At 55.0% G+C, this 24,918-nt stretch carries 27 protein-coding genes; 9 read left to right on the forward strand and 18 right to left on the reverse strand.

The window, feature by feature from the left end; all coding sequences use genetic code 11:
* Window positions 1–6: 6 nt before the first annotated feature.
* From TRICHSKD4_RS08930 to hisB, 6 genes are read right to left on the reverse strand one after another with little or no spacing between them, the layout of a single operon-like run.
* Window positions 7–330: a phosphoribosyl-ATP diphosphatase gene (locus tag TRICHSKD4_RS08930; RefSeq protein WP_009467184.1), complete on the reverse strand. Its 324-nt coding sequence runs from the start codon at window positions 328–330 to the stop codon at window positions 7–9.
* 40 nt (window positions 331–370) lie between these two features.
* A complete protein-coding gene (hisF, locus tag TRICHSKD4_RS08935; protein WP_009467185.1) occupies window positions 371–1,150 on the reverse strand; it encodes an imidazole glycerol phosphate synthase subunit HisF in 780 nt (259 codons plus the stop codon).
* Entirely contained in the window at window positions 1,147–1,890 is a 744-nt protein-coding gene (gene hisA, locus TRICHSKD4_RS08940; protein ID WP_009467186.1) for a 1-(5-phosphoribosyl)-5-[(5-phosphoribosylamino)methylideneamino]imidazole-4-carboxamide isomerase, read from the reverse strand. The genes hisF and hisA overlap by 4 nt, the downstream gene beginning before the upstream one ends.
* Before the next feature lie 17 nt (window positions 1,891–1,907).
* On the reverse strand, window positions 1,908–2,561 hold the full coding sequence (gene hisH / locus TRICHSKD4_RS08945) for an imidazole glycerol phosphate synthase subunit HisH (RefSeq protein ID WP_009467187.1): 654 nt from the start codon (window positions 2,559–2,561) through the stop codon (window positions 1,908–1,910).
* Window positions 2,558–3,067, reverse strand: a complete 510-nt coding sequence (locus TRICHSKD4_RS08950) for a DUF2628 domain-containing protein (protein ID WP_009467188.1) — start codon at window positions 3,065–3,067, stop codon at window positions 2,558–2,560. Before TRICHSKD4_RS08950 ends, hisH begins: the two co-directional genes overlap by 4 nt.
* Window positions 3,068–3,071: 4 nt before the next feature.
* On the reverse strand, window positions 3,072–3,665 hold the full coding sequence (gene hisB / locus TRICHSKD4_RS08955; protein WP_009467189.1) for an imidazoleglycerol-phosphate dehydratase HisB: 594 nt from the start codon (window positions 3,663–3,665) through the stop codon (window positions 3,072–3,074).
* Window positions 3,666–3,868: 203 nt separating this feature from the next.
* On the opposite strand from hisB, the gene pyrF reads away from it, so the two are divergent.
* On the forward strand, window positions 3,869–4,594 hold the full coding sequence (pyrF, locus tag TRICHSKD4_RS08960) for an orotidine-5'-phosphate decarboxylase (RefSeq protein ID WP_040616667.1): 726 nt from the start codon (window positions 3,869–3,871) through the stop codon (window positions 4,592–4,594).
* Window positions 4,595–4,630: 36 nt separating this feature from the next.
* On the opposite strand, the gene TRICHSKD4_RS08965 is transcribed toward pyrF, so the two are convergent.
* Both TRICHSKD4_RS08965 and rocF read right to left on the reverse strand, forming a co-directional pair.
* Complete coding sequence (locus TRICHSKD4_RS08965; protein WP_009467191.1) at window positions 4,631–5,716, reverse strand: ornithine cyclodeaminase; 1,086 nt, start codon at window positions 5,714–5,716, stop codon at window positions 4,631–4,633.
* Between the two features lie 2 nt (window positions 5,717–5,718).
* Window positions 5,719–6,654 (reverse strand): arginase, encoded by a 936-nt coding sequence (gene rocF / locus TRICHSKD4_RS08970; RefSeq protein WP_040616668.1) that lies wholly within the window; start codon window positions 6,652–6,654, stop codon window positions 5,719–5,721.
* A 131-nt stretch (window positions 6,655–6,785) separates the two neighbouring features.
* On the opposite strand from rocF, the gene TRICHSKD4_RS08975 reads away from it, so the two are divergent.
* Together TRICHSKD4_RS08975 and TRICHSKD4_RS08980 are read left to right on the forward strand one after the other, a co-directional pair.
* Entirely contained in the window at window positions 6,786–7,247 is a 462-nt protein-coding gene (locus TRICHSKD4_RS08975) for an Lrp/AsnC family transcriptional regulator (protein WP_040616599.1), read from the forward strand.
* A gap of 77 nt (window positions 7,248–7,324) precedes the next feature.
* Window positions 7,325–8,242 (forward strand): bifunctional helix-turn-helix domain-containing protein/methylated-DNA--[protein]-cysteine S-methyltransferase, encoded by a 918-nt coding sequence (locus TRICHSKD4_RS08980; protein WP_009467194.1) that lies wholly within the window; start codon window positions 7,325–7,327, stop codon window positions 8,240–8,242.
* Between the two features lie 11 nt (window positions 8,243–8,253).
* Here TRICHSKD4_RS08980 and TRICHSKD4_RS08985 read toward each other — a convergent pair whose 3' ends face one another.
* The 8 genes from TRICHSKD4_RS08985 to TRICHSKD4_RS09020 all read right to left on the reverse strand — a co-directional run bounded on the left by TRICHSKD4_RS08985 (window position 8,254) and on the right by TRICHSKD4_RS09020 (window position 17,589).
* On the reverse strand, window positions 8,254–9,498 hold the full coding sequence (locus TRICHSKD4_RS08985; RefSeq protein ID WP_009467195.1) for a hypothetical protein: 1,245 nt from the start codon (window positions 9,496–9,498) through the stop codon (window positions 8,254–8,256).
* Between the two features lie 58 nt (window positions 9,499–9,556).
* Window positions 9,557–10,873 (reverse strand): folylpolyglutamate synthase/dihydrofolate synthase family protein, encoded by a 1,317-nt coding sequence (locus TRICHSKD4_RS08990; RefSeq protein WP_009467196.1) that lies wholly within the window; start codon window positions 10,871–10,873, stop codon window positions 9,557–9,559.
* A gap of 82 nt (window positions 10,874–10,955) precedes the next feature.
* A complete protein-coding gene (accD, locus tag TRICHSKD4_RS08995; RefSeq protein ID WP_009467197.1) occupies window positions 10,956–11,942 on the reverse strand; it encodes an acetyl-CoA carboxylase, carboxyltransferase subunit beta in 987 nt (328 codons plus the stop codon).
* Window positions 11,943–12,001: 59 nt separating this feature from the next.
* The gene (gene trpA, locus TRICHSKD4_RS09000) at window positions 12,002–12,835 is read right to left on the reverse strand and encodes a tryptophan synthase subunit alpha (protein ID WP_009467198.1); all 834 of its coding nucleotides are present in this window, start codon (window positions 12,833–12,835) and stop codon (window positions 12,002–12,004) included.
* Window positions 12,836–12,981: 146 nt separating this feature from the next.
* Window positions 12,982–13,203, reverse strand: a complete 222-nt coding sequence (locus TRICHSKD4_RS09005; protein ID WP_168156998.1) for a hypothetical protein — start codon at window positions 13,201–13,203, stop codon at window positions 12,982–12,984.
* Between the two features lie 224 nt (window positions 13,204–13,427).
* Window positions 13,428–14,642 carry a tryptophan synthase subunit beta gene (trpB, locus tag TRICHSKD4_RS09010; protein WP_009467201.1) on the reverse strand — a complete coding sequence of 405 codons (1,215 nt, stop codon included), beginning with the start codon at window positions 14,640–14,642 and terminating at the stop codon, window positions 13,428–13,430.
* Between the two features lie 6 nt (window positions 14,643–14,648).
* Window positions 14,649–15,308 carry a phosphoribosylanthranilate isomerase gene (locus tag TRICHSKD4_RS09015; RefSeq protein ID WP_009467202.1) on the reverse strand — a complete coding sequence of 220 codons (660 nt, stop codon included), beginning with the start codon at window positions 15,306–15,308 and terminating at the stop codon, window positions 14,649–14,651.
* Window position 15,309: 1 nt separating this feature from the next.
* A complete protein-coding gene (locus TRICHSKD4_RS09020) occupies window positions 15,310–17,589 on the reverse strand; it encodes an NADP-dependent malic enzyme (protein ID WP_040616669.1) in 2,280 nt (759 codons plus the stop codon).
* A gap of 132 nt (window positions 17,590–17,721) precedes the next feature.
* On the opposite strand from TRICHSKD4_RS09020, the gene mutS reads away from it, so the two are divergent.
* Together mutS and TRICHSKD4_RS09030 are read left to right on the forward strand one after the other, a co-directional pair.
* Window positions 17,722–20,442: a DNA mismatch repair protein MutS gene (mutS, locus tag TRICHSKD4_RS09025; RefSeq protein ID WP_009467204.1), complete on the forward strand. Its 2,721-nt coding sequence runs from the start codon at window positions 17,722–17,724 to the stop codon at window positions 20,440–20,442.
* Window positions 20,443–20,505: 63 nt separating this feature from the next.
* Window positions 20,506–21,681 (forward strand): MFS transporter, encoded by a 1,176-nt coding sequence (locus TRICHSKD4_RS09030; protein ID WP_009467205.1) that lies wholly within the window; start codon window positions 20,506–20,508, stop codon window positions 21,679–21,681.
* 2 nt (window positions 21,682–21,683) lie between these two features.
* Here TRICHSKD4_RS09030 and TRICHSKD4_RS09035 read toward each other — a convergent pair whose 3' ends face one another.
* Window positions 21,684–22,202, reverse strand: a complete 519-nt coding sequence (locus tag TRICHSKD4_RS09035; protein WP_009467206.1) for a DUF2244 domain-containing protein — start codon at window positions 22,200–22,202, stop codon at window positions 21,684–21,686.
* A gap of 22 nt (window positions 22,203–22,224) precedes the next feature.
* On the opposite strand from TRICHSKD4_RS09035, the gene nth reads away from it, so the two are divergent.
* From nth to TRICHSKD4_RS30030, 3 genes are read left to right on the forward strand one after another with little or no spacing between them, the layout of a single operon-like run.
* A complete protein-coding gene (nth, locus tag TRICHSKD4_RS09040; RefSeq protein ID WP_040616670.1) occupies window positions 22,225–23,037 on the forward strand; it encodes an endonuclease III in 813 nt (270 codons plus the stop codon).
* A 7-nt stretch (window positions 23,038–23,044) separates the two neighbouring features.
* Window positions 23,045–23,386, forward strand: a complete 342-nt coding sequence (locus tag TRICHSKD4_RS09045) for a GNAT family N-acetyltransferase (RefSeq protein WP_009467208.1) — start codon at window positions 23,045–23,047, stop codon at window positions 23,384–23,386.
* Between the two features lie 3 nt (window positions 23,387–23,389).
* A complete protein-coding gene (locus TRICHSKD4_RS30030; RefSeq protein ID WP_009467209.1) occupies window positions 23,390–23,563 on the forward strand; it encodes a GNAT family N-acetyltransferase in 174 nt (57 codons plus the stop codon).
* Window positions 23,564–23,594: 31 nt separating this feature from the next.
* On the opposite strand, the gene irrA is transcribed toward TRICHSKD4_RS30030, so the two are convergent.
* On the reverse strand, window positions 23,595–24,026 hold the full coding sequence (irrA, locus tag TRICHSKD4_RS09050; protein ID WP_050763378.1) for an iron response transcriptional regulator IrrA: 432 nt from the start codon (window positions 24,024–24,026) through the stop codon (window positions 23,595–23,597).
* Between the two features lie 326 nt (window positions 24,027–24,352).
* Here irrA and fabA point away from each other — a divergent pair, with 326 nt between their 5' ends.
* Window positions 24,353–24,859, forward strand: coding sequence for a 3-hydroxyacyl-[acyl-carrier-protein] dehydratase FabA (fabA, locus tag TRICHSKD4_RS09060; RefSeq protein ID WP_009467212.1), 507 nt, complete (start codon window positions 24,353–24,355; stop codon window positions 24,857–24,859).
* The last annotated feature ends 59 nt before the right edge of the window (window positions 24,860–24,918 follow it).

Below are 24,918 nucleotides of genomic sequence, written 5' to 3' on the forward strand. Positions count from 1 at the left end.
CGCTCCCTAATCGGTTGGCCTTTGCGCCTTTTCTTCCAATCCGGTTTGCGCTGTTCGCCGCTCCAACTCCGCCATGACATTGGCAAGCGGAACATTCGTTGCTTTCAGCACGACCAACAAGTGATAGAGAACATCCGCCGCTTCACCTGTCAGCTCTTCTTTATCGTCCTGCACGGCGGCAATGGCAGCTTCCACAGCTTCCTCACCCAGCTTTTGGGCGCATTTGGCAACACCCTTGCCGATCAGCTTGCGCGTGTAGGACTTTTCATCATCGCTGACAGCACGCGTGGCAATAATGGCGTCGAGATCGGACAGTGTGAAGTTCGTCATTGGTCGAGTGCCCCCTGAGCTGCGGCCCTAAAAAGTGAACTTAAGGGTCGAGCCGCACGGGCAAACCAGCCTCGCGCATATGCTGTTTGGTTTCCTGGATCGAATATTCCCCAAAGTGGAATATCGACGCGGCCAGAACAGCCGTTGCATGTCCGTCACGGATCCCTTCGACCATGTGATCGAGGGTTCCGACACCGCCGGACGCGATAACCGGCACTGGAACAGCGTCTGCAATTGCCTGTGTCAGTGCCAGATTATACCCGGACTTGGTGCCGTCGCGGTCCATCGAGGTTACCAGCAACTCGCCAGCACCGAGGTCCACAACCTTTTTGGCAAATTCTACAGCATCAATTCCGGTCGGCGTGCGGCCACCATGTGTGAAAATTTCAAACTTATCCGGCTCACCCGGTGCATTGACCTGCTTGGCATCAATGGACACGACGATGCACTGGGACCCGAATTTTTCAGCCGCTTCGCGCACAAAATCAGGATTTTTGACCGCAGCTGTGTTGATGGACACCTTGTCCGCCCCAGCCAACAATAGCTTGCGAATATCCTCAACGGCTCGAACACCCCCGCCAACGGTGACAGGCATGAAGCAGGCTTCCGCCGTCCGTCGCACGACGTCATAGATTGTGTCGCGGCCTTCATGGCTGGCCGTGATATCCAGAAAACACAGCTCGTCTGCGCCTGCTGCGTCATAGGCCTTGGCAGCTTCCACCGGGTCACCGGCATCAACCAGATCGACGAAATTGACGCCCTTGACGACACGGCCATCCTTGACATCAAGACAGGGAATAATGCGGGCTTTGAGGCTCATGATGCTGCCTTTCGCGCTTGGCGGATCAGATCCATGGCTTCAGCCGGATCAAGACGTCCATCATAAAGCGCTCGACCTGAAATCGCACCTTCGAGGATCGCACAGTCCGGTTCCAGGAGGCGTTTAACGTCGTCAATGGAGGCAAGACCGCCAGAGGCGATCACCGGAATGGATACAGCGTTGGCGAGTTCCAGCGTTGAAGGAATGTTTAAGCCTTTCAAGACGCCATCACGATCAATGTCGGTGTAGATAATCGCCGAAACGCCCGCGTCTTCAAACTTCTTGGCAAGATCAATAGCCGTCAACTCGGAAGTTTCCGCCCAGCCTTCCACCGCGACATACCCGCCTTTGGCGTCGATGCCGACAGCAACTTTGCCCGGAAATTTCTTGCAGGCTTCTTTGACGAGTTCCGGATCACGCACGGCCACAGTTCCAAGGATCACTCGCGTGATGCCCTTGTTGAGCCAGGCCTCGATATGGTCCAGCGTGCGGATGCCGCCGCCCAGTTGGACTGGGTTCTTCCTGGCCGACAGGATTGCCTCAACTGCTGCGCCATTGACGCTTTCACCGGCAAAAGCTCCGTTCAGATCCACCACATGGAGCCATTCAAAGCCCTGATCTTCAAAGGTCTTTGCCTGAGCACCCGGGTCATCGTTGAATACGGTCGCCTGGTCCATATCGCCCAATTTCAGGCGGACGCACTGGCCATCCTTGAGATCAATTGCCGGAAACAGGATCATGCTTTTTTCTTTTCTACTCATGGTGCCCAGTCAAGGAAATTTGCAATCAGGGCAAGGCCCAGACGCTGGCTTTTTTCCGGGTGGAACTGGGTGCCCACCATGTTGTCTTTCGCCACCATTGCGGTGAAGGTGCCGCCGTAGTCAAAACGCGCCAGCCGGTCTTCCTCATTCGTGCAGGCAAAGTGATAGGAATGCACGAAATAGGCATGCAGGCCCTTGTCTCCGGTCTCAATGCCTTTGAGGATCGGATGCGCTGCATTGGACACGTTGATCGTGTTCCACCCCATATGCGGAATTTTCAAGTCCGGATTGTCAGGGGTCATGGCCGTGACATCGCCAGCAATCCAGCCAAGGCCATCGCTTGTTTCAAACTCCAACCCGCGTTCAGCCATCAACTGCATGCCAACGCAGATGCCTAGAAACGGTTTGCCCTGGCGGCGAACCGTTTCCTCAAGCGCATCCGCCATGCCATCAACTGCCCACAGACCGCGCTTGCAATCTGCAAAGGCGCCGACGCCCGGAAGGACAATTCTGTCTGCTCTGGCAACGCGGTCGGGGTCGGATGTGACCACAACATCCGGAGAACTGGCATGAGAACGGGCCGCCCGTTCGAACGCCTTGGCTGCAGAGCGCAAATTGCCCGAGCCATAATCGATGATTGCTACTGTCATTGACGTCTATCCGGCCCAAGGGAGAGGCCGACAACCTTTTCTGTTCCAACACGTGGAATTATCGGATTGGGTTTTGTAGGAGTGGCCTGCTCAGGAACCCGCATCGGCTGAGGCGATGCCATGCCCAGCGCTGCATGTTGCAGCACGCGCGCTTCGGCCTCTTCAGCACTGGCAGCGACCACATGGTGCACCACTTTCCAGCCCTGACGCTCAAGGGACCAGCGGCGCAGATTTTGCGCTTCAAAGCCCAAAAACAGTGAGATGACAAAGGTAACGGCGACTGTGGCAGCGCCGCCTACCTGAATTGCGATGACTTCAAGCACCAGTGTCACCGCCAGATAGCCCAAAAACAGCATCCAAAGGCGGTGATACAAAATCCAGAGGATCGAAAAGGCGAACGCGCAAAAACTGAACTTGTCTGGCACCAGAACGAGACGGTCCACATCCGAACCTGTTCGGACTTTTCCTCCCGCTTCCGGAGGAACCATGGCGAGGAATGTTGTCATCGGCCTAGCCGCCCAATTGCCCTTTTGTCGTCGGTATCCGGTCTGCCTGACGCGGGTCGATCTCCACAGCCGTGCGCAAGGTCCGCGCCACAGCCTTGAAGCAGGTCTCTGCAATATGGTGGCAGTTTGACCCGTAAAGATTGGCAATGTGAAGGGTAATTCCTGCGTTCATTGTGAATGCGCGGAAAAACTCTTCAAAAAGCTCGGTGTCGAAGTCACCAATCTTGTCGCGATCAAAAGTCACATCCCACACAAGAAAGGGGCGCCCGGAGACATCAACTGCGCAGCGGGTGAGCGCCTCATCCATTGCAAGGTGTGTGTCCGCATAGCGTGTGATCCCGGCCATATCACCCAGCGCCTCGCGCAAGGCTTGACCAAGCGCAATGCCGGTGTCTTCAACGGTGTGGTGGAAGTCAATATGGGTGTCCCCATCCGCCCGAACCTTGATGTCGATCAGGGAATGGCGTGCCAGCTGGTCGAGCATATGATCGAAGAAGCCGACACCGGTCTGGATGTCATATGTCCCCGTTCCGTCAAGGTTCACCTCGACAGAAATTTTGGTTTCCTTCGTATTGCGCTCAACGGATGCTGTCCGCATGCCAAATAACCTCCAGCCTTGGCTGCTTCGAACCATAAGCAGTCCCTGCAGCGGCGACGTTGTAGCAGGCCGGTTCGGTTATGGGAATAGGTCGCAACGTCAATGAGTTCGCCAAAGACTTGGCCGCTCTAGGCCTTGGCCACTGGCTCTTGCTGCGTTCCTTTGCTATGTCGGCTTGGATTTTTCGTGAAAAGGGTGTCCCCATGTCCAGCAGTCGCTTCGCTCCGACCTCTGCCGTAGATCGGCTTGTCCTTCCTCTGGACGTCCCAACGGTCGATGACGCCCGTGCCCTTGTGAGCGCAACAAAAGGCACGGTTGGCGTTTATAAGATTGGCATGGAACTGCAATTTGCCGGTGGACTTGAGTTTGCCCGCGAATTGGCCGCAGACGGACACAAGATCTTTTTGGACGTCAAACTGCACGACATTGACAACACCATCACGCAGGCTGTGCGCAACGTTGCCAAAATGGGCATGACCTTCATGACTATTCACGCCTATCCGAAAACCATGCGGGCGGCGGTTAAGGCGATCACAGAAGATGGCGTTGAGGACCTTTGCCTCTTGGGTGTGACCGTTCTGACCTCCATGAGCGAAGGTGATCTGCTTGATGCAGGCTACAAGGGACCGATTTCCGATGTGGTGGAGGACCGTGCCAAGGATGCCCGGGCGTGTGGTATGGGCGGCATTGTCTGCGCGGCAACGGAATCTGCTTCAATGCGCAAGGTGCTTGGCGATGAGCTCGTGATTGTGACGCCGGGAATTCGGCCAACAGGAAGCGCGGCCGGAGACCAACAACGGATCATGACACCAGCAGATGCGATCATCGCGGGCAGTGATTATCTCGTCGTCGGGCGCCCAATCTCCAAGGCGGACAATCCCCGTAAAGCCGCAGAAGCGATTGTTCAGGAGATCGAGGCAGCGCTTTAACGCTGCCCCTTTTACTTAAAGCGAAATTGCCGCAGATCAGGCTGCAGCGCCCGTTCCATCATTCTTGGATCGCAGCACCATACCGAACAGATCGCGTGGATCATCCGGATCGGCCAGCATGTCCAGTTTCTCAAAATGGCCGGTTTTCGGCAGAAGATCGCGCACAAACCGCAGGGCCGAGAAATCCTCGATGGCAAAGCCGACGCTGTCGAACAGGGTGATCTGGTCGTCTGATGTGCGACCCGCAGCCTTTCCTGCATAAACTTCCCAAAGCTCTGTCACCGGATGATCCCGGTCAAGCTGCTGAACTTCCCCTTCAATGAAGGTTTGTTCCAGAAATTCTACGAAAATGTCAGAGCGCAAAAGGATGTCCTTGTGCAGCTCTGTCTTGCCCGGACAATCTCCGCCCACTGCATTGATGTGAATGCCGGAGCCAACCATGTTGTCAGTCAAAATGGTCGCGTATTTCTTGTCTGCCGTCACCGTGGTGACAATTTGCGCGCCTTCGATAGCATCTTCCGGCGTTTTGCAGATGGTTACATCAAGGCCGGTGTTTGCGAGATTGCGGGCCAGACGCACACTTGCATCGGGATCAATGTCATAGGCGCGAATGTCCGTAATACCGAGCATGGACTTGAACGCGAGACATTGGAAATCCGATTGAGCGCCATTTCCGATAATGGCCATCGTCTTGGAACCTTTCGGAGCCAGATACTTGGCTGCAAGAGCGGAGTTGGCTGCCGTTCGGAGAGCAGTAAGAATGGTCATCTCGGTGAACAGAACCGGATATCCGGTTGAGAGCTCGGACAGAACACCGAAACCAGTGACTGTCTGACGACCGTCCTTGGTGTTGTCCGGATGGCCGTTGACGTATTTAAAGCCAAAGGTCTCACCGTCGCTTGTTGGCATCAACTCGATGACACCCTGCGGGGCATGGGCCGGGATGCGGGGCTTCTTGTCGAAGCTCTCCCATCTGAGGAAATCTTCTTCGATGTATTCGGCAATTCCGGTCATGAACGGCTCAACCCCGTAGGAGTGAACGTTCTTCATCATGTTGTCGACGCTGACAAATGGCACATAGGCGAGTTCAGATGGCTCAAGGGCCTTGGACTTGGTTGTCATGATCAAAAGCTCCGTGTCGGGCGGTCGAAAACCTTGCGGCCAAAGAGGCTGGCGGTCAGATCCACCATCAGGCGGGCAGTCTTGCCGCGGTCATCGAGAAATGGATTGAGTTCAACAAGGTCGAGGGATGTGACGAGGCCACTGTCATGAAGCATTTCCATGACCAGATGCGCCTCACGGAACGTTGCACCGCCAGGAACCGTTGTTCCGACCGCCGGTGCAATCGACGGATCAAGGAAATCAACGTCCAAACTGACGTGCAGAAGACCGTTGTTTCTGGCTACGCGATCAAGAAACGGTTGCAGCAGGGCCGCGATGCCGTGTTCATCAATGCGGCGCATATCGTCAACACCCGCCCCAGCCTCCAGCAGGAACTTGTGCTCCTGCGGGTCAATTGACCTAACACCGAGAATTTCCACATGGCTCGGGTCAACAACATGTTCCAACGGCTTGCCGAGCAGCACATCGAACCCCTTCAAACCGCAAGCATAGGCCAGCGGTGTCCCATGGAGGTTCCCGCTTTCAGTTGTCTCAAGGCTGTGAAAGTCCGAGTGAGCATCCAGCCACAGGACATAGAGCGGACGGTCGAGCTCGGCTGCAGCTGCGGCCTGTCCGGGCACAGTTCCAAGGGCCAGAGCGTGATCGCCGCCCATATAAATCGGGAACTCTCCGCTCACACCGATTTTCCGGGCTGTTTCAAAGAGAACTCGCGTCCAACCTGCGATTTCTTCCAGATGATGAACAGCCGGGTTTTTACATGTCAGTGGGCCAGTTTGCGGGCAAACGAGGTTCCCGTCGTCATGAACCGTGTGGCCCAAGTCTTCGAGATTCTTTTCCAGACCAGCGGTCCGATAGGCATCCGGCCCCATAAGGCATCCACGCCGGCCCGCGCCTTCATCGACCGGTGCCCCAACCAGCCGTACCGTCCGTTTTGTCACCAGGTGACCTCCTTGGGAGAACAAAGAAGTCTATGATCTCTTTCAAAACTGGCGGTGTAAATCGGCAGACTTGACCAATCAGACAGTCCTTTTTATCATTTCGGGCAGGCATAACTGACAATTTGGTCAACATGGACGATCTGGACTACCAACTCCTCGCTCTTTTGCGCACCGATGGACGCCGGTCGATTTCTGATTTGGCAAAGGACCTGAATGCGGCGAGAGCCACTGTCAGAAGCCGGATGGAGCGGCTGATTGAGTCGGGTGAAATTCTGGGTTTCACTGCCATTTTGCGAGACGATTGGCGGGATCTCCCGATCCGCGCTGTGACGCTTGTCGAAGTCGCCGGACGAAATACAGAACCCGTCACCAAGATGTTGAGCGCCATGACGGAGGTCAGGGCCATTCATTCCACGAATGGCAAGTGGGATCTCGTGCTTGATATCGCGACCCGGGACCTCAGCGCTTTTGATGAAGCACTGAACCGCATTCGCCTGATTGAAGGCATCGCCAACACCGAAACCAATTTGTTGCTGAACACGCGCAAAAGTCCAGTTGGTGCAGTAAACCATTTCACTGATCTGCGCGCTTGAGCCTGTCGCTCGCAAATCGGGTAGCACCTTGCCGCCGCTGCGTTTAGGGTCTTAAAAGAGCAAAACAGCAGGCTGGCATGACCAAAGCAATCAACCCCGAAACGCTGGACAATGGTCCGACCAAAATCTCTGTCGGGCCGGAAGCAGAAGCAGACTACAAGATTGTTCGGCAAACGCTGGAACGGATCACCAGAGACTGGCGCGCCCAACCAAGCCTTGAAGAGCTTGCCGGGGAGGTAGGCCTGCAGCCAATCCAGTTGCAACGCGTGTTTTCGCGCTGGGCGGGGCTTACACCAAAGCAATTTCTGCAAGCCATTACACTCGACTATGCCAAATCGCTTTTACGTGACTCAGCTAGTGTCTTGGATACGAGTTTTGAGGTCGGGCTTTCAGGGCCAGCACGCCTTCATGACCTATTTGTAACTCATGAAGCCATGACACCAGGTGCTTATCGCACGCGCGGTTCCGGCCTGACGGTTTTTTATGGCTTTCATCCGTGCCCGTTTGGCTCCGTCCTCATTATGGCGACTGACAAGGGCCTTGCAGGTCTCGCCTTTGCTGATCTCGGCGAGGAAACGGATGCTTTTGAAGACATGGCCTCCAGATGGCCAGCTGCAGCATATGTTGAAGATATGGCCCAGACAGCACCCTATGCCAAACGCGTGTTTGAACCGGGAAACTGGCAGCAAGACCAGCCGTTGAACGTTGTTTTGATCGGAACCGACTTCGAAATCCGGGTCTGGCAGACCCTGTTACGCATTCCCATGGGCCGGGTAACCACCTATTCGGACATTGCGGAGCATATTGGCAAGCCGTCCGCCTCTCGAGCGGTTGGAACTGCGGTCGGGAAAAACCCGATATCCTTTGTGGTTCCCTGTCATCGGGTTCTTGGGCGACAGGGAGACTTGTGCGGGTATCACTGGGGTCTGACCCGCAAACGGGCTATTCTTGGATGGGAGGCGGGTCTGTCTGCGCCTGTTCTGGAAACCGTTTAGAAGACAGGACGCTAGTGAATTGGTCCGGGCGGCATTGGGTACTCGGACATCACCGTCCAGCCAAAGGATACCATGTTTTGACCTGCAAGGTCCGTCACCGTACCTGTGCTGAGAAAGTCCACGGTTTTCGGCGGAAACGGTTGACCGGTCAAACCAGTATGGAGCCCTGACATCACCTTTGCGGTTGTCTCGGTCCAGGCAATCATGTCGAGCGGAACTACAAGCGCTGCACCACCGTCAAAGCGAAGGGCAACCGGAAAACCAGCGACCATGCGAAATTGGCTCAACTGTGCCTCTGTCCGGTTATAGGTCTCTGTCAGGACAATCCGCCGCAACTGAATGTAGGCGTCTTCACGGGTTTGAGCTGCTGCAGCCTGAGCCACAAGCAGTTCACGCCCCTTGACGTTTGCAATGGCCTGCAGGCGGTAGGCAAAGACGATCCGTTCGGTTGGTGTGTAGTTTCGGTTCGACAAAAATCCGCTAATATCTCCTTCGTTTGCACCAGCGTGTCTCAGCGCGGGCGCTGCCCGTTCGTGCAGTTCGCTCGGCGTGCTGTCGACAATCAAAGTCCGTAAGCTTTCCGCTGTTCCGACAAACGAGGAAATCGCACCACCGGGGATCAACGCGGTAATCGCTGTCACTGTCCATTTTCCGATGGTCGTCACGCTGGCGGTTTCCGTCAATTTCGCAGAAAGCGGAGCGTAGGTCGTGTAAGGATCAACACCGATCTCGACAGCCAGCTCACGGCGTGTGCGATCTGTCCCCGTCACTGCCTTGGCCAGATCTTCCGGCGATCCACCCTTTCCTGTGACCGTGTTTTCAACCCCCTGTGCCAGTCGCCCAAACACGCGCCCAACACCGGTTACCGTGCTTTTGGCCGTTCCAATCGGATCTTCAACAGTGCTTTTGACAAAATCAGCTGGCCGTTTTGCTGCTTCCTTTAACCCTTCTAGGAAGGACTGATCTGCCTTCAATCCATCAAGCGCCGTCAGAGCCTTGACCTCGGACAGGCGCAGCTTCAACAACCCATCCCCAACCACACGCTCTATGCCTTGGACGGTCTGAACCTCAAAAACCCTTAAAAATCCCTCGCTATGGACTTTGGATTCCACGAGGTAACCTGGCCCGACTTCCTTGCCATGGAGGATTGCGGCGGCAGTTTGTACCGGCGGGCGCTCATAATCCTGACCCGTTGCAGGCACCGCCAAAGCCAGTGACACAGCACAAAATCCAGCGGTAATACGAGGTAAGGACATGAAAACACTCCGCAACATCACTCAACCAATGCTGCGAAGATAGGCATTTAGGCCGTGATTAGCGAGGGGGCATGTCATTCATTTTCAGAATATCGCCAGCCAGATAAAGCGACCCACAAATCAGCACCCTTGGGCTTTCTCCATCTCGCTCTGCACAGCTTCGAATGTCGGCAAATGCATCATCCAACGACGGAAACGGTGTTGCCTCCAACCCTGCCGTTCTGGCGTGATCTGCCAAGAGAAGCGGATCAACTCCATTGGATGATGAACGGATAGGAACCGTTGCAACATGGCGTGCAAGGCCCTCGTAGGGGCGGAAATAGCCGACCGGATCCTTCGTATTGAGCATTCCGGACACCAGATAAAGCGGCTTCGGGCTTTGTTCTTCGCGATCGCCCATAAATGCCGAAATAGAAACGGCAGCATCCGGATTGTGACCACCATCCAGCCAGACTTCTGCACCTTCCGGCAACAGGTCAAGCACCCGCCCGCTCGTCAGGGATTGCAGACGACCGGGCCATTCGATTGACCGCAGTGCCTTGGCCGCAGCCTCTTCACCAGGCCAAAATCCAGCGGCTTTCAGCGCTGCGATTGCCATGGCTGCATTGGAAACCTGATGCGCGCCGACCAAATTGGGCAAGGGGAGATCGAACAGGCCGTCTTCATCCTGAAATGCCAGTCGCCCCTGATCGGCATAGGCCATGTAATCCTGACCATATAGTTTCAGAGGGATCCTCAAGCGCGCCACTGCCATTTCCATGATTGGCAAGGCTTCATCTTGCTGCGGACCAATCACAGCTGGGCAAGCGGGTTTTAATATTCCAGCCTTTTCAAGCGCAATTCCAGCCAGTGTGGGGCCGAGATAATCCTGATGGTCCATTGAGACCGGCGTGATGACACAAGCCGCAGGATTTTCGATCACGTTGGTGGCATCAAGCCGCCCGCCCAATCCAACTTCAAGCAAAACCACATCCGCCGGATTTTCTGAAAAGAGCAGGAGTGCGGCAGCGGTGGTGACCTCGAAAAAGGTGATTTCCTCTCCCGCATTGGCTGTTTCGCAGCGCAGGAGGGCATCTTTCAGCTTTTCATCGGAGACGATCTGACCATCCGTGCCAAGACGGATGCGTTCGTTGAATTTAACGAGGTGAGGGGAGGTGTAGACATGACATCGCTTGCCGCCTGCCTCCAGAAGCGCTCGCATTATGGCAGTCACAGAGCCCTTGCCGTTGGTTCCGGCAATATGAATGACCGGGGGCAAGGACTTTTCCGGAGAGCCCAGCGCCAATAACAGACGCTCCATTCGCTCTAGGGTCAGATCAATTTCGCTTGGATGAAGGGAAAGCAGGCGATCAAGTATCTCGGAGACCTGGTCCATACGCTCTCACTCTACTCAATCACGCGGGTTGCAGGACGATGCCCCGTCCTGCGCCTCTTGTTGGGCTCGGCCTTTGGGGAGATCAGGCCTTTTCTTTGTTATCTTCGCTTTCGGCCGGTTCCGCTGATGCTTCAGGTGCGTCTTCAGCTGTATCCGTTACGCCCTCGTCCGCTGCTTCCACCTCTTCGGCTTCTTCTTCGACAACGCTCGGCAGCTCAATCTCACGCTTCAACAGTATGCCGCAGATTTTTGTAATCGTGTCTTTGAGTTCATGACGGCTGACCACCATGTCGACCATGCCATGATCCAGCAGATACTCAGCGCTTTGAAAGCCTTCTGGAAGCTTTTCACGAATGGTCTGCTCAATCACACGGCGACCGGCAAAGCCGATCTGCGCGCCCGGCTCAGCAATATGAACATCGCCCAGCATCGCATAGGAGGCCGAAACGCCGCCAGTTGTCGGATTGGTCAGAACAACGATGTAGGGCAGGCCTGCTTCGCGAAGCATCTGAACGCCGACAGTCGTGCGCGGCATTTGCATCAGGGACAAAATCCCTTCCTGCATGCGGGCACCGCCTGATGCGGCAAACAGGACAAAGGGCGTTTGATGCTCAGCGGCCTTCTGCATGCCGGTCAGGATCGCTTCTCCGGCTGCCATGCCTAGAGACCCGCCCATGAATGCAAAATCCTGAACGGCGGCTGTCATCGCCATGCCATTTACATTGCCCTTGGCAACAAGCACAGCGTCCGTCTCTCCAGTCTTGGAGCGGTTTTCTTTCAAACGGTCCGTGTAGCGCTTTGTGTCCCGGAACTTGAGCGGATCTGCATGGGCTTCCGGTGTTTCAATCCGCTCATAAGCTGCATCATCAAAGAACGTGTCCAACCGCTTCTTGGCCGGGATCTTCATGTGATGTCCAGAGTTCGGCACAACCCAATGATTGGCTTCCAGATCGCGATGGAAAACCATCTCGCCCGTTTCCGGGCATTTGATCCAGAGGTTTTCCGGAACTTCACGCTTCTTCAGAAGATCGCGAATTTTCGGCCGAACGAGGGAGTTGATCCAGTTCACGGGGAGCCTGTCCGTTTATTGAGTTCGAGTATACGGGTTCAAATAGAAGTGGCGTTGTCTCACGAGCTGCGCGCGCGAGCAACACCCCCTGCCAAATCGGAAACCAATGTGGTTACCGCAGAAACAGTCTTATCCGTTGCAATTCCGGCATCATCAAGGCTGTCCTTGATCGCATTGACCAAGACGGAGCCAACAACCACGCCGTCAGCACCCTTGCCGATTTCAGCGGCTTGATCAGCGGTCTTCACACCAAAGCCGACAGCCACCGGAAGGTCTGTGTGGCCCTTGATGCGATTTACAGCCGTCGCCACGCGCGATGTGTCGGCAATGGCAGAACCCGTAATGCCGGTCACAGAAACGTAATAGACAAAGCCGGATGTATTGGCGAGAACTGCAGGAAGGCGCTTGTCGTCCGTCGTCGGCGTGGCAAGGCGAATGAAATTGATGCCAGCTTCCAGCGCGGGAATGCAGAGCTCGTCGTCTGCCTCCGGCGGGATATCAACGATGATCAGGCCGTCAACGCCTGCGTCCTTGGCTTCCTTCACGAAAACCTTCGGGTCGCGAACGTAGATTGGATTATAATATCCCATCAGCACGATAGGGGTGTCGTTGTCCTTCTTGCGAAAGTCACGCACCATCTGAAGCGTTTTGGCCATTGTCTGACCCGCTTTGAGCGCACGCTGCGTGGCAAGCTGGATCGGCACACCTTCGGCCATGGGATCGGAAAACGGCATGCCAAGTTCAATGACATCAGCGCCAGCTGCCGGAAGGGCGTCAAGCACATCCTGAGAGGTCTTGAGATCCGGATCACCTGCCGTGATAAAGGTCACAAGCGCTGGCCGTCCAGCTTCTGCACAGGCCTTGAACCGGCGATCAATCCGCGTTTCCGTCATTCCAATCCACCCTTGAGAGATCAGGAACTGTCCGTTCCATGCTGCAAGGGATGTAGGGGGCCAGTGTTCCTGCTGTCAATGCGCCTTTGACGGCTGCATGTAATTTTCAGCAAGATCAATCCCTGCATTGCGCATTTTTTGACCAATCAGGCGTCGAAAACGCGCTGATAAACGGTTCGGGCGATGTGATCGCGTTCAAGGCCCATTTCAGCAAGCTGTTCGTCGTTCAATGCCGAAAGTTCTTCATAAAGGGCGCTGGCAGCGCGGGCGCGGCCATAATCTTCAATTATGCGGTGAAGGGAATGGCCGAAGGAGACCGCTGCGTTCGAGAAGACCTCGAACAGCGAAACGCTATGTGTCGCAGCCATTTTATTAGCTCCAGTTCTGTCAAAAAGGTCGATGACCGTCTTTGTCATCTGCACTCAGAAAATAAGCTTCCTTGTGCACCGCAACAACTCACGGGTTCAGGTGGCTGTGTTGCGTCTTCGACATACCTGTTGCCTGCGCGGCCTTGAGAGAATGAACCTCTGGCCCAACAAAAAAGGCCGCCACGTGCACATGGCGACCTTTCAAATTCAGTGTGATCCACACCTTACAAATCAAACCCAAGCATGTTGCCAACGGCGAAGACATCCTTGTCGCCACGGCCACACAGATTCATGACAATGATCTGGTCTTTGTCCATTTTAGGCGCAAGTTTTGCGACATGAGCCAATGCATGGGACGGCTCAAGAGCCGGAATGATACCTTCCACCTTGGTGAGCATCTGGAACGCTTCCAGTGCTTCATCGTCCATGATCGGCACATAATTCACACGGCCAATATCTTTCAGCCAAGAGTGTTCAGGTCCAATGCCCGGGTAATCAAGGCCGGCCGAAATGGAGTGGCCTTCGAGAATTTGCCCGTCGTCATCCTGCAAAAGAAAGGTGCGGTTACCATGCAAGACGCCAGGCTTTCCAGCTGCAAGTGAGGCACAGTGTTCGTCGCCGTCCAGGCCGTGACCACCAGCTTCGACACCATAAATCTCAACGCCCTTGTCATCGAGGAATGGATGGAACATGCCAATAGCGTTGGAACCGCCGCCAACAGCGGCAACAAGTGCATCCGGAAGACGTCCTTCAGCTTCCATAATCTGTTCGCGCAGTTCTTGCCCAATGACGGACTGGAAGTCGCGGACCATTTCCGGGTAGGGGTGCGGGCCAGCTGCAGTGCCGATCAGGTAGTAGGTGCTATCAACATTAGTCACCCAGTCACGCAGAGCTTCGTTCATCGCATCCTTGAGCGTGCCAGCCCCGGCGGTGACAGGCACAATCTCAGCTCCCAGCAATTTCATGCGGAAGACGTTTGGCTTTTGCCGCTCAACATCCGTTGCGCCCATATAGACTACGCACGGAAGCCCGAAGCGGGCACACACTGTAGCGGTCGCAACCCCATGCTGCCCAGCGCCAGTTTCTGCAATAATCCGTGTCTTGCCCATGCGCTTGGCAAGAAGAATCTGCCCAAGGCAGTTGTTGATCTTGTGTGATCCGGTGTGGTTCAGCTCATCGCGCTTGAAGTAGATTTTCGCGCCGCCGAGATGCTCAGTCAGGCGTTCGGCGAAATAAAGCGGAGACGGGCGTCCGGTATAATGGGTGTTGAGGTTTTCAACTTCCGCATGGAACGCCGGATCCTTCTTGGAGTCGTCATAGGCCTTTTCAAGATCCAGAATAAGCGGCATGAGCGTCTCGGCGACATACCGGCCACCAAAAATGCCGAAATGTCCCCGTTCGTCCGGACCAGTCCGAATGCTGTTTGCCATCGTGGTCATCGCCACTCAACTCCCTGACATATCAGCGTCTCTGACCGCAGCCATGAACGCCTTGATTAATTTCTCGTCCTTCACGCCAGGTTCGCGTTCGACCCCGGAGGACACATCCACCGCCTTGGCACCACTTTGCCGGATTGCCTCAACGACGTTATCCGGGTTTAGCCCCCCCGAAAGCATGAAGGGCTTCTTGAGGTCAAGGTCTTTCAGCAGGGTCCAGTCATAGGAAACGCCGTTTCCGCCCGGAAGCTCCGACCCTATTGGTGGTTTGGCATCAAAGAGAAGCCAGTCTGCAACAATAGCGTAGTAATCGCCTTGTTCCAGATCTGCCCTTTCGGAAACGGCCACAGCCTTCATGATTTTTGTATCATGCATCACCTTGACGGCAGCGCAGGCTTCCGGCGGTTCCGAGCCGTGCAGCTGAATAATGTCCGGGCCAACCAATTCCTTGATCCGCGACAATCCGTCCAGATCCATGTTGACGGTAACAGCTACAATTTCCGCCTTGCCGCGGGCCATGTCGGCCAATTTGCAGGCTTCTGTCAGGCTGACATGGCGAGGGCTTTTTGGAAAGAACATCAAGCCGATCATGTTGGCCCCCGCTTCGAGGGCCGCTTCCATGGTTGCTTCGGTTTTCAGTCCGCAGATTTTTACCTTGGTATGGGTCATATCAAGTCACGTTGTAAGCAGCGATGGCGGCCATGTTGACGATGTCGCTGTCCTTGGCGCCCATGGGAATGATCTGCACCGGTTTGTCGAGACCCACCAGAAGCGGTCCGATGACGGTCGATCCACCAAGTTCCTGCAGCATCTTGGTGGAAATAGATGCAGAGTGGAATGCTGGCATCACCAAAACGTTTGCCGGCCCTGAGAGACGGCAAAACGGATAAACCGACATCTTATCGAGGTTGAGGGCAACATCGGCTGCCATTTCGCCATCATATTCAAAGTCTACGCGGCGGCGATCCAGAATACGAACAGCTTCCTGAACCTTTTCCGAGCGCTCGCCCTTTGGATGCCCAAAGGTGGAATAGGCCAGCATCGCGACTCGTGGCTCGTAACCAAGACGGCGTGCAACGTGGGCTGCTTCCTCGGCAATGTCAGCCAGCTCCTCAGAGGTTGGCATATCGATGACAGCCGTGTCGGCAATCAGAACCGTCCGGCCACGCGATAGGGCCAGCGATACACCAATCATCCGGTGACCTGGCTTCACATCAAGACAGGCGCGCACCGTGTCGAGGGCCACGGAATAGTTTCGTGTAAGACCGGTGACCATCGCATCTGCATCACCGCGGGCCACCATAATGGCCGCCCAGTAGTTCCGGTCATTATTGACCATGCGCTGACAGTCACGCTGGAGATAGCCCCGGCGCTGCAAACGCCCATAGAGATAGGCTGCATAATCCTTGCTTCGATCCGACAAGCGCGCATTTTGGATAGATATGCCCGGACGGTCGACATCAACACCAGCATGTTGAGCAGCTTCACGCACTTCATCTTCGCGGCCAATCAGAATGGCCTCGCCAAGGCTCTGGTTCACAAAGCTCGCTGCTGCGCGAATAACCGCTTCTTCCTCGCCTTCGGCAAAGACAACACGTTTTGGCTGCTGGCGCACCTTTGAGAAAATGCGCTGGAGGGTTCCAGCCACGGGGTCTCGGCGGGCCGACAATTCATGGCGATATTGATCCATATCGACAATCGGGCGCTGGGCCACACCGCTGTCCATGGCCGCTTGGGCTACAGCTGGCGGAATGGCGTGGATGAGGCGCGGATCAAACGGAACCGGGATAATATATTCTGGCCCGAATTTCGGACGTTTTCCGCGATAGGCTGCGGCCACTTCATCCGGAACTTCTTCACGCGCCAACTGGGCCAGAGCCTCGGCGCAAGCGACCTTCATCGCGTCATTGATCGTGGTTGCCCGAACATCCAGCGCGCCGCGGAAGATGTAGGGAAACCCGAGAACGTTGTTGACCTGGTTCGGATAATCGGACCGCCCCGTTGCGACGATGGCATCATCGCGCACTTCAGCTGCTTCTTCCGGGGTAATTTCAGGGTCCGGGTTTGCCATGGCAAAAATAATCGGGTTCGGAGCCATTGCCCGGAGCATGTCTGGTGTGAGTGCCCCCTTGACTGACACGCCGAAGAAGACATCCGCCCCCTTCACCGCATCATAAAGCGAGCGGTCATCGGTCTCGATGGCATGAGCCGACTTCCACTGGTTCATGCCTTCCGGGCGGCCTTTGTAAATCACGCCCTTTGTGTCGCACAAAGTAACGTTTTCATGCGGAACACCCATCGCCTTGACCAGTTCGATACAGGCGATGCCGGCCGCACCCGCGCCATTACAGACAATCTTGGTGTCTTTCATGTCGCGGCCCGTCAGGTGAAGGGCATTGATCAATCCGGCTGCTGCAATAATGGCTGTTCCATGCTGATCGTCATGAAAAACCGGAATATCCATCAACTCACGCAGACGCTGTTCGATGATGAAGCAATCTGGTGCTTTGATGTCTTCCAGATTGATGCCACCGAAGGATGGGCCGAGATAGCGGACGGAATTGATGAACTCTTCGACTTCCTGGGTATCGACTTCCAGATCAATGGAATCCACGTCAGCAAAACGTTTGAAGAGAACCGACTTGCCTTCCATCACAGGTTTGGAGGCCAGAGCGCCCAGATTGCCAAGCCCCAAAATGGCCGATCCGTTGGAAATCACGGCGACCAGATTGCCACGAGTTGTGTAATCGAATGCGCGGCTAGGGTCTTCAGCAATGGCCCGTACCGGCACCGCCACCCCCGGCGAATAGGCGAGCGACAGATCCCGCTGCGTTGCCATGGGTTTGGTCGGGGTGATTTCCAGCTTACCGGGACGCCCGTCCTGGTGGAAATTCAAGGCTTCCTGATCAGTGAAGCTAACGGCGGTTTTCGAGGTGTCCTTGGAGGCCATGGATGCAGCGATTCCTTGCTTGGCATTATTTGCGACAGGAGGGCCGACCTTATCCCCTGAAAATTCGGCACTCAAGCAATGATCTCTCATACCTAATGTGAAAGCTGTCGCATCGTTTGCTAGGTTCGCGCCATGTCACAGGCGAGCGTCAAGAAAGCCCAGCCGGCGGACTCCAAAGTCACGCCGATGATGGCTCAATACATTGAGATTAAAACTGCCAACCCGGACAGCTTGCTGTTCTACCGGATGGGCGACTTTTATGAACTCTTCTTTCATGATGCGGAGGTTGCGGCGCAAGCGCTTGGCATCACGCTGACCAAACGCGGCAAGCATCAGGGCGCGGATATCCCGATGTGTGGTGTGCCGGTACACGCTGCTGACGATTACTTGCAAAAACTGATTTCGCTGGGCCACCGGGTTTCCGTATGCGAGCAAACCGAAGATCCGGCTGAGGCGAAAAAACGCGGATCCAAATCGGTGGTTCGCCGCGATGTCGTGCGCCTTGTTACTCCCGGAACCCTGACTGAGGACCGACTTCTGGATGCTGGTGCCAATAACTTTCTGGCAGCGCTCTCCAGATTGAAAGCAGGCTCGCAAGAAGGGGATGCCATTTACGGCCTTGCCTGGATCGACATGTCCACCGGCAGCTTTCAGGTGTCTGAAACCGATCATCAACGCTTATCTGCCGATCTGGCCCAAATTGCTCCCCGTGAACTGATCCTTGCTGACAATCTGCTTCAGGAAACAGAACTTCGCCAATTGGTGGAGCTGACCGGCAGTGCGTTGTCTCCAGTTCCTCGGGCCTTTTTTGACGGTTCCACCGCGGCGGATCGACTGGCGCATTATTTCGGTGTGAAGACGCTCGACGGTTTCGGAACGTTTTCGCGTGCAGAACTGACAGCAGCCTCCGGCATCCTTGCGTATATCGAAAAGACCCAGCTTGGCGAACGCCCGCCCCTGGACCCGCCAACACGAGAAGCCGGGTCTGGCAGAATGCTGATCGATCCGGCGACACGGGCCAATCTGGAACTGTCCCGGACCCTTTCTGGTGAAAAACAAGGCAGTCTGCTCACCACGATCGACAGAACGGTCACTGGTGGCGGTGCCCGCCTTTTGGCCAGCAGATTGGCCGGGCCACTCATCCGACCTGACATTATCAATCAACGCCATGATTCCGTGGATTTCTTTTTGAACAACGAAATCATGCGCGAGCACTTGCGCCAAACTCTTAAAGGCGCACCGGATATGGCTCGCGCCCTGTCCCGCATTGCCCTTCAAAGGGGCGGGCCCCGTGATATCCTTTCCATTGCACAAGGTCTGGAAGCTGCTCAGTCTCTTTTAGACATGACCGGGCAGGGTGGGAACATCCCGACCGAGCTGGCCGCAGCACGCACCAGTTTGGAAAAGGCTCCGCATGCGCTGGGCGCAGAGCTTATGGTTGCCATCAAAGAAGACCCGCCGCTATTAAAGCGGGATGGCGGATTTGTCGCCAGCGGCTATGACGCAAACCTTGATGAATTACGGGCTTTGCGTGATGAGAGCCGAAAGGTCATTGCGCAGCTCCAGGCAAACTATTCTGAGCAACTCGGCCTTCGTTCGCTCAAGATCAAGCACAACAACGTGCTTGGCTGGTTCATCGAAACCCCGACCGCTCAGGCTGACAAACTGCAGGATGACCCAGCGCGGTTCATTCACCGGCAAACCATGGCCGGAGCAATGCGGTTCACAACAACCGAATTGGCCGACCTTGAATCCAAAATTGCGAGCGCCGGTGAACGGTCCATGGCAATCGAGCTGGAGGTCTTTGACCGGCTCACGTCTGAAATTGTGTCCGCAGGTGATGCGATCAAGGCTGCTGCCCACGGCCTCAGCGTGCTCGATGTTTCTGCAGCCCTTGCAAAATTGGCGCAGGATGAGAACCACTCCCGCCCCCTCATCGATGAAAGCCGCGCCTTTGACATCAAAGGCGGTCGCCACCCCGTGGTGGAGCGCGCCCTCAAACACTCTGGCGGCGACAGCTTCGTTGCCAATGACGCGAACCTTGGTCCGCAGGCCGATAGGGAAAGCGGCTGCATCTGGCTGATTACCGGGCCCAACATGGCCGGTAAGTCCACATTCTTGCGTCAAAACGCCTTGATTGCTGTGATGGCTCAGATGGGTGCATTTGTGCCAGCAACCTCAGCTCATATCGGTATTGTCGACCGGCTGTTTTCCCGTGTTGGGGCAGCTGACGATCTGGCGCGCGGGCGCTCGACCTTTATGGTTGAGATGGTCGAAACGGCTGCAATCCTCAATCAGGCAGGGGATCGATCCCTAGTCATTCTGGACGAAATTGGGCGGGGCACGGCAACCTTTGACGGGCTTTCAATCGCTTGGGCCACAATTGAGCACCTGCATGAGGTCAACAAATCCCGAGCCTTGTTTGCCACCCACTATCATGAACTAACGGCACTGTCTCAAAAGTTGGACCGGCTCACAAATGCGACAGTCTCGGTCAAAGAATGGGACGGAGAGGTGATTTTTCTGCACGAGATTGTTCCAGGTGCAGCGGACCGGTCTTATGGCATTCAGGTCGCCAAACTTGCGGGGCTGCCGGCAAGCGTGGTCGAGCGCTCCCAACAGGTTCTCAGCCAGTTGGAAGAACAGGACCGACAATCGCCCTCACAAAGCCTAATTGACGAACTGCCACTCTTTGCTGCTGTTCCAACACCTCAAACGGCGAAAAGCCCTGAGCAGCCGGATCCCTTGTCTGAAGAGCTTTCGATCCTTGATCCCGATGATATGACACCGCGCGAAGCGTTAGATGCCCTTTACCGGCTCAAGGCAATTAGAGCAAAGGCGTCCGCTATTTAAACAGATGACAAGATGGGATTAGCAACGTAGGGTTTATGCCTATTCCATTTTCAGGCGATTTCCATGCGTGTTTTGACCGGGCTTCCAAAGCAGGTTGCCCTTATTTGTTGTCTTCAGCTTTTCTATAGCGCTTGTCTTTCCATGCTTGTCCCCTTGATGAGCTTTTTCATCGTGGAAGGCTTAGGGTCAGAGCCATGGCAAGCCGGGCTTTATCCCGGCATCTTGTTGCCGCTGACGCTTGTTGCAAACCGATGGATTGGGGAGAAGCTGGATCAAAATGCCCTCGTTCGTCGCTTTCTCCTCCTTTCCGCTTTTGCCATTCTAGTTGCCGCGCTGTCGCTGACCCAGGTCTCCAGTTTGCTTGCCCTCATTCTGGTGGTTATCCCGTTCATGGTTCTGGCGAACACCGGAGCAGGCACGGTCTTCACCTTTGCCCGGTTCTTTGCCGAAAGCCGATCGTTCGATATAGACAAGACAAATGCCTGGGTTCGAATGACCGTTTCTCTTGGCTGGATGATCGGACCGGCGCTCTCCTACATAATCGTTGATCAGTCAGGATTTGACGCAGCATTTCTCACAGCCTTTGGGCTGGGGCTGGTCTATCTGGTGTTGTGCTGGATTGTTGTTCCAGGTGATTTTCACAAGGCACAAAACCAGTCACAGAAAAAAGATAAGGGCGGGGTCAATATAGGCCTGCTTGTTGCTGGCCTGGCGTGTGTTGGTTTCACAGCAACAAACTCACTGTTTGTGTCGTCCATGCCGCTGTTTTTTGTCACGGAAACCGGTCTGCCAACCTCTACACCTGGTCTGGCCCTTGCCGTAAAGTGTTTTATGGAAGTGGTCGTGATTTTCGTATCGGTACCACTTGCCAGAAGAATTGGCCCGAGACCGGTCCTGATGATTTCAGCAGCAATGGCCAGCGGCAGCATGTTTCTGTTTGCGCAGGTAGAAACCGTCTTTCAGGTCGTCTTGGTCTCAATCGTAGAGGGCGTTTATTACGGCCTGTTTGCCGGGGTCGCCATTACATTTGTCCAAAGTTTTGCGCCGGACCGGCCTGGGCGAGCAACGGCTGTTTACATGAACAGCCTGTTTTTGGGAGGCCTGATTGGAAGTGTCTCAATGGGATTTATCGCCAGTGCAACAGACTACAAGACTGTTCTTTATGTAGCCAGTATCTCTTCTTTGTTCGCTCTGGTCATTTTGGTTGGGACCAAACGGGTCACGCTAAAACCAGCGTGATTTCATACTCCTCCGGCCTTTGCTGTGGCCAGCGCATTTGCGATAGCGCCGGCAAAGCTTGTGCGGTCATCCGGGTTCAGGAAGCTTCCGATATCGACGGCCTGTCCTCGGTTCATCAATGAGATTTTTGTCACACCCTCATCTTCCAGCTTGGTGATGGAAAGGCGAACCCAGGCTGGATTAAACCTGTACTCTTGCCGGCGCTTGCCCGGCCCAACCTTGCGGATCAAAATTTCGGTCCGCGAGACACAAACTTCCTCGAAACTGCGTCCAGACGCATAGTTCCAGCGAAACGCCAGATAAATCAGCAGCATATCCAGCCCGAAGAAACCCAGAACCGGCCATGCGCCAACCATCAAAAACAGCATTCCCGATACAAAACTGATGGCCCCAAGGCATAACATCAGGATCAGAAAGCCGTTTTGGTCAAGGGATCGGTAAGGCGTCAGGATCGCAGAAAAGAAGGGCGTATCCGGATCTACTCCCAATCCGTCAATATGTTTCGCATTGTCCTCGTTCATGGAGACGGATTATAGAGTGGGTATGGAGAAAACAAAGACCCCACCTCGCACAAACGCTGCGGCAAAAAAGGCTGGCAAGCCCAAACCTCGCAAGAAGGCGCCCTCGGTTGATAATCCCGGGAAGGTTTTGAAACGGTCGCGCTACTCCAAAGCGGAAACTGCAGAGATCTTCCAGCGTTTTCACGCGGACAACCCTGAGCCGGAAGGTGAGCTGGACTATGTGAACGCCTATACGCTTCTGGTTGCTGTGGTTTTATCGGCTCAGGCAACAGATGTGGGGGTGAACCGGGCAACAAAAAACCTGTTCCAGATCGCTGATACACCAGCGAAGATGGTCGCACTGGGCGAAGACCGGGTTCGCGAAGAAATACGGACCATCGGTCTCTTCAAGACGAAAGCCAAAAACGTCATTTTGCTGTCAGAGCAACTCATACGTGATCATGGAGGCGAGGTTCCAGAAGATCGTGAGGCGCTGGAAAAACTCCCCGGTGTCGGACGAAAAACGGCAAATGTGGTGCTAAACATCTTCTTTGGGTATCCAACCATAGCCGTCGACACTCACCTGTTCAGGCTTTCAAACCGGATTGGCATGGCTCCTGGAAAAACACCGCTGGATGTTGAAAAAGCGCTAGAAAAAGTCATTCCCCAAGAGTTCAGCCAGCATGCGCACCATTGGCTGATCCTGCATGGTCGTTACATCTGCAAAGCCCGCAAACCGGAATGTCGTCGCTGCGTTATTTACGATCTCTGCCGCAGCCCCGAACGTGAGCCATTTGACTCCATCCCGGAAGTTGCTGCGAAAACCGCTGCCAAAGTTACACGGGCTACAGGGTGAGTTTGGGATGATCGCAACGCCATCAGACACAGATCGGCTGCGTTTCCGCGAGCCGGAAACCGACGATGCACCCTTTTATCTGAGACTGATGAATGACCCGGCCTATCACCACTTTATCGGTGACAAAGGCATTCGCGATGAAGCGGCGATGCGGGCCTACATCCTTGAAACCTTGCGGCCGAGCTTTGAAACACACGGGTTTGGGCTCTGGCTGATCGAGCGGCTTGATACGGGCAAGCCTTGCGGGATGTGCGGGCTTGTCAACCGTGAGGGTTTCTCTCAGTCAGACCTTGGTTATGCATTATTGGAAGATGCCCGCGGGCAGGGCCTTGGGCTGGAAGCGGCCTGATCCGTGCTTGCATTTGCGGCGGAGAAGCTGAAGCTCACCGCTGTTCCAGCCTATACGCATCCTGAAAACAATCGGTCCGGGCAGCTGCTCAAAAAACTTGGATTTCTCCATGTGGGCCAAATTGCATGGACATCAACAGGTGATACCGCCGAACGCTATGAATGGCACGCGGCATAAGCCTAGATTGAGAAGGCCACGAATGTGAGAGTCAGGACTTCGGTCGGACGCGCACGACAACATCTACACGCACAACTTCCATGCCTTCAGGAGCTTGCGGAACGCGGTCAATTCCAACACCTTCACCTGGAATATCGACCACCTTGTTTTCCCCTTCTATAAAGAAGTGGTGGTGATCGGTGACATTCGTGTCGAAATAGGTTTTGGTTCCGTCAATCGCGACTTCGCGCAAAAGACCAGCCTGAGTGAACTGGTGCAACGTGTTGTAGACCGTTGCCAAAGACACGGGCACATTCGCACCAACCGCTTCTTCATGAAGATGTTCGGCGGAGATGTGACGATCTCCCTTGGAGTAAAGAAGTTCAGCCAATGACATCCGTTGGCGCGTCGGGCGCAAACCGGCATTTCGCAACATGTTGGATACGTCGGTATACTGAACGTGTATCGGCGTAGATGCTGTCATGTCAGGCCTTTATTGGTCTTCGGATCAGGTTGAGCAATCATCAGAGGCAAATTCCCCTGCAGGTTGTCCCAGCCGTCTAGTCTATAAATGCCATTTCTTGCATGCAAAATGCAAGTTTTTCGTCGAAACCCCACCCCAACTGCGCTGAAATGCCGTATTTAGCCATCGCAATTGTGATTAGAACGCACAAACGGAGCGTGATCAGCGCCGCTAACACTTTCAGTGACGTTTCCCCTGTGGTAGGAAGTCGGCCAGTCACAAGGATCAAAAACACGGACTGTCGCGCCTTTGAGCAAAACAGGCTCCTGAGACAAAACGGATATTGAATGACCGAGCGTCGCTCCAGCTACGATTACGAGGATCTCCTCTCTTGCGCCCGCGGTGAATTGTTTGGCCCGGGAAATGCCCAGCTTCCACTTCCGCCCATGCTGATGTTCGACCGGATAACGGACATTTCAGAAACCGGTGGCGAATACGACAAGGGTTATGCGCGCGCTGAATTTGAAATCAAGCCGGATCACTGGTTCTTCCCGTGCCACTTTCAGGGCAATCCGATTATGCCGGGCTGCCTTGGATTGGATGCACTGTGGCAGCTGACCGGTTTCCATCTCGGTTGGCAGGGGTTGCCGGGTAAAGGCATGGCGCTTTCGACCGGAGAAGTGAAGTTCAAGGGCATGGTCACTCCAGAGACCAAACTCGTTGAATACGGCATCGACTTTAAACGGGTCATGAAAGGACGCCTGGTTCTCGGGATTGCCGACGGTTGGATGAAGGCTGACGGCGAACAGATTTATAAGGCCACAGACCTGCGCGTTGGCCTTTCGACCGGCTGAACCATTTCGTTTCAGACAGAGAATTCTGCCGGCGCTTCCTTCAAAAGCGCCGGTTTGTC

The sequence above is a fragment of the Roseibium sp. TrichSKD4 genome (assembly GCF_000148725.1).
GTDB lineage: Bacteria > Pseudomonadota > Alphaproteobacteria > Rhizobiales > Stappiaceae > Roseibium.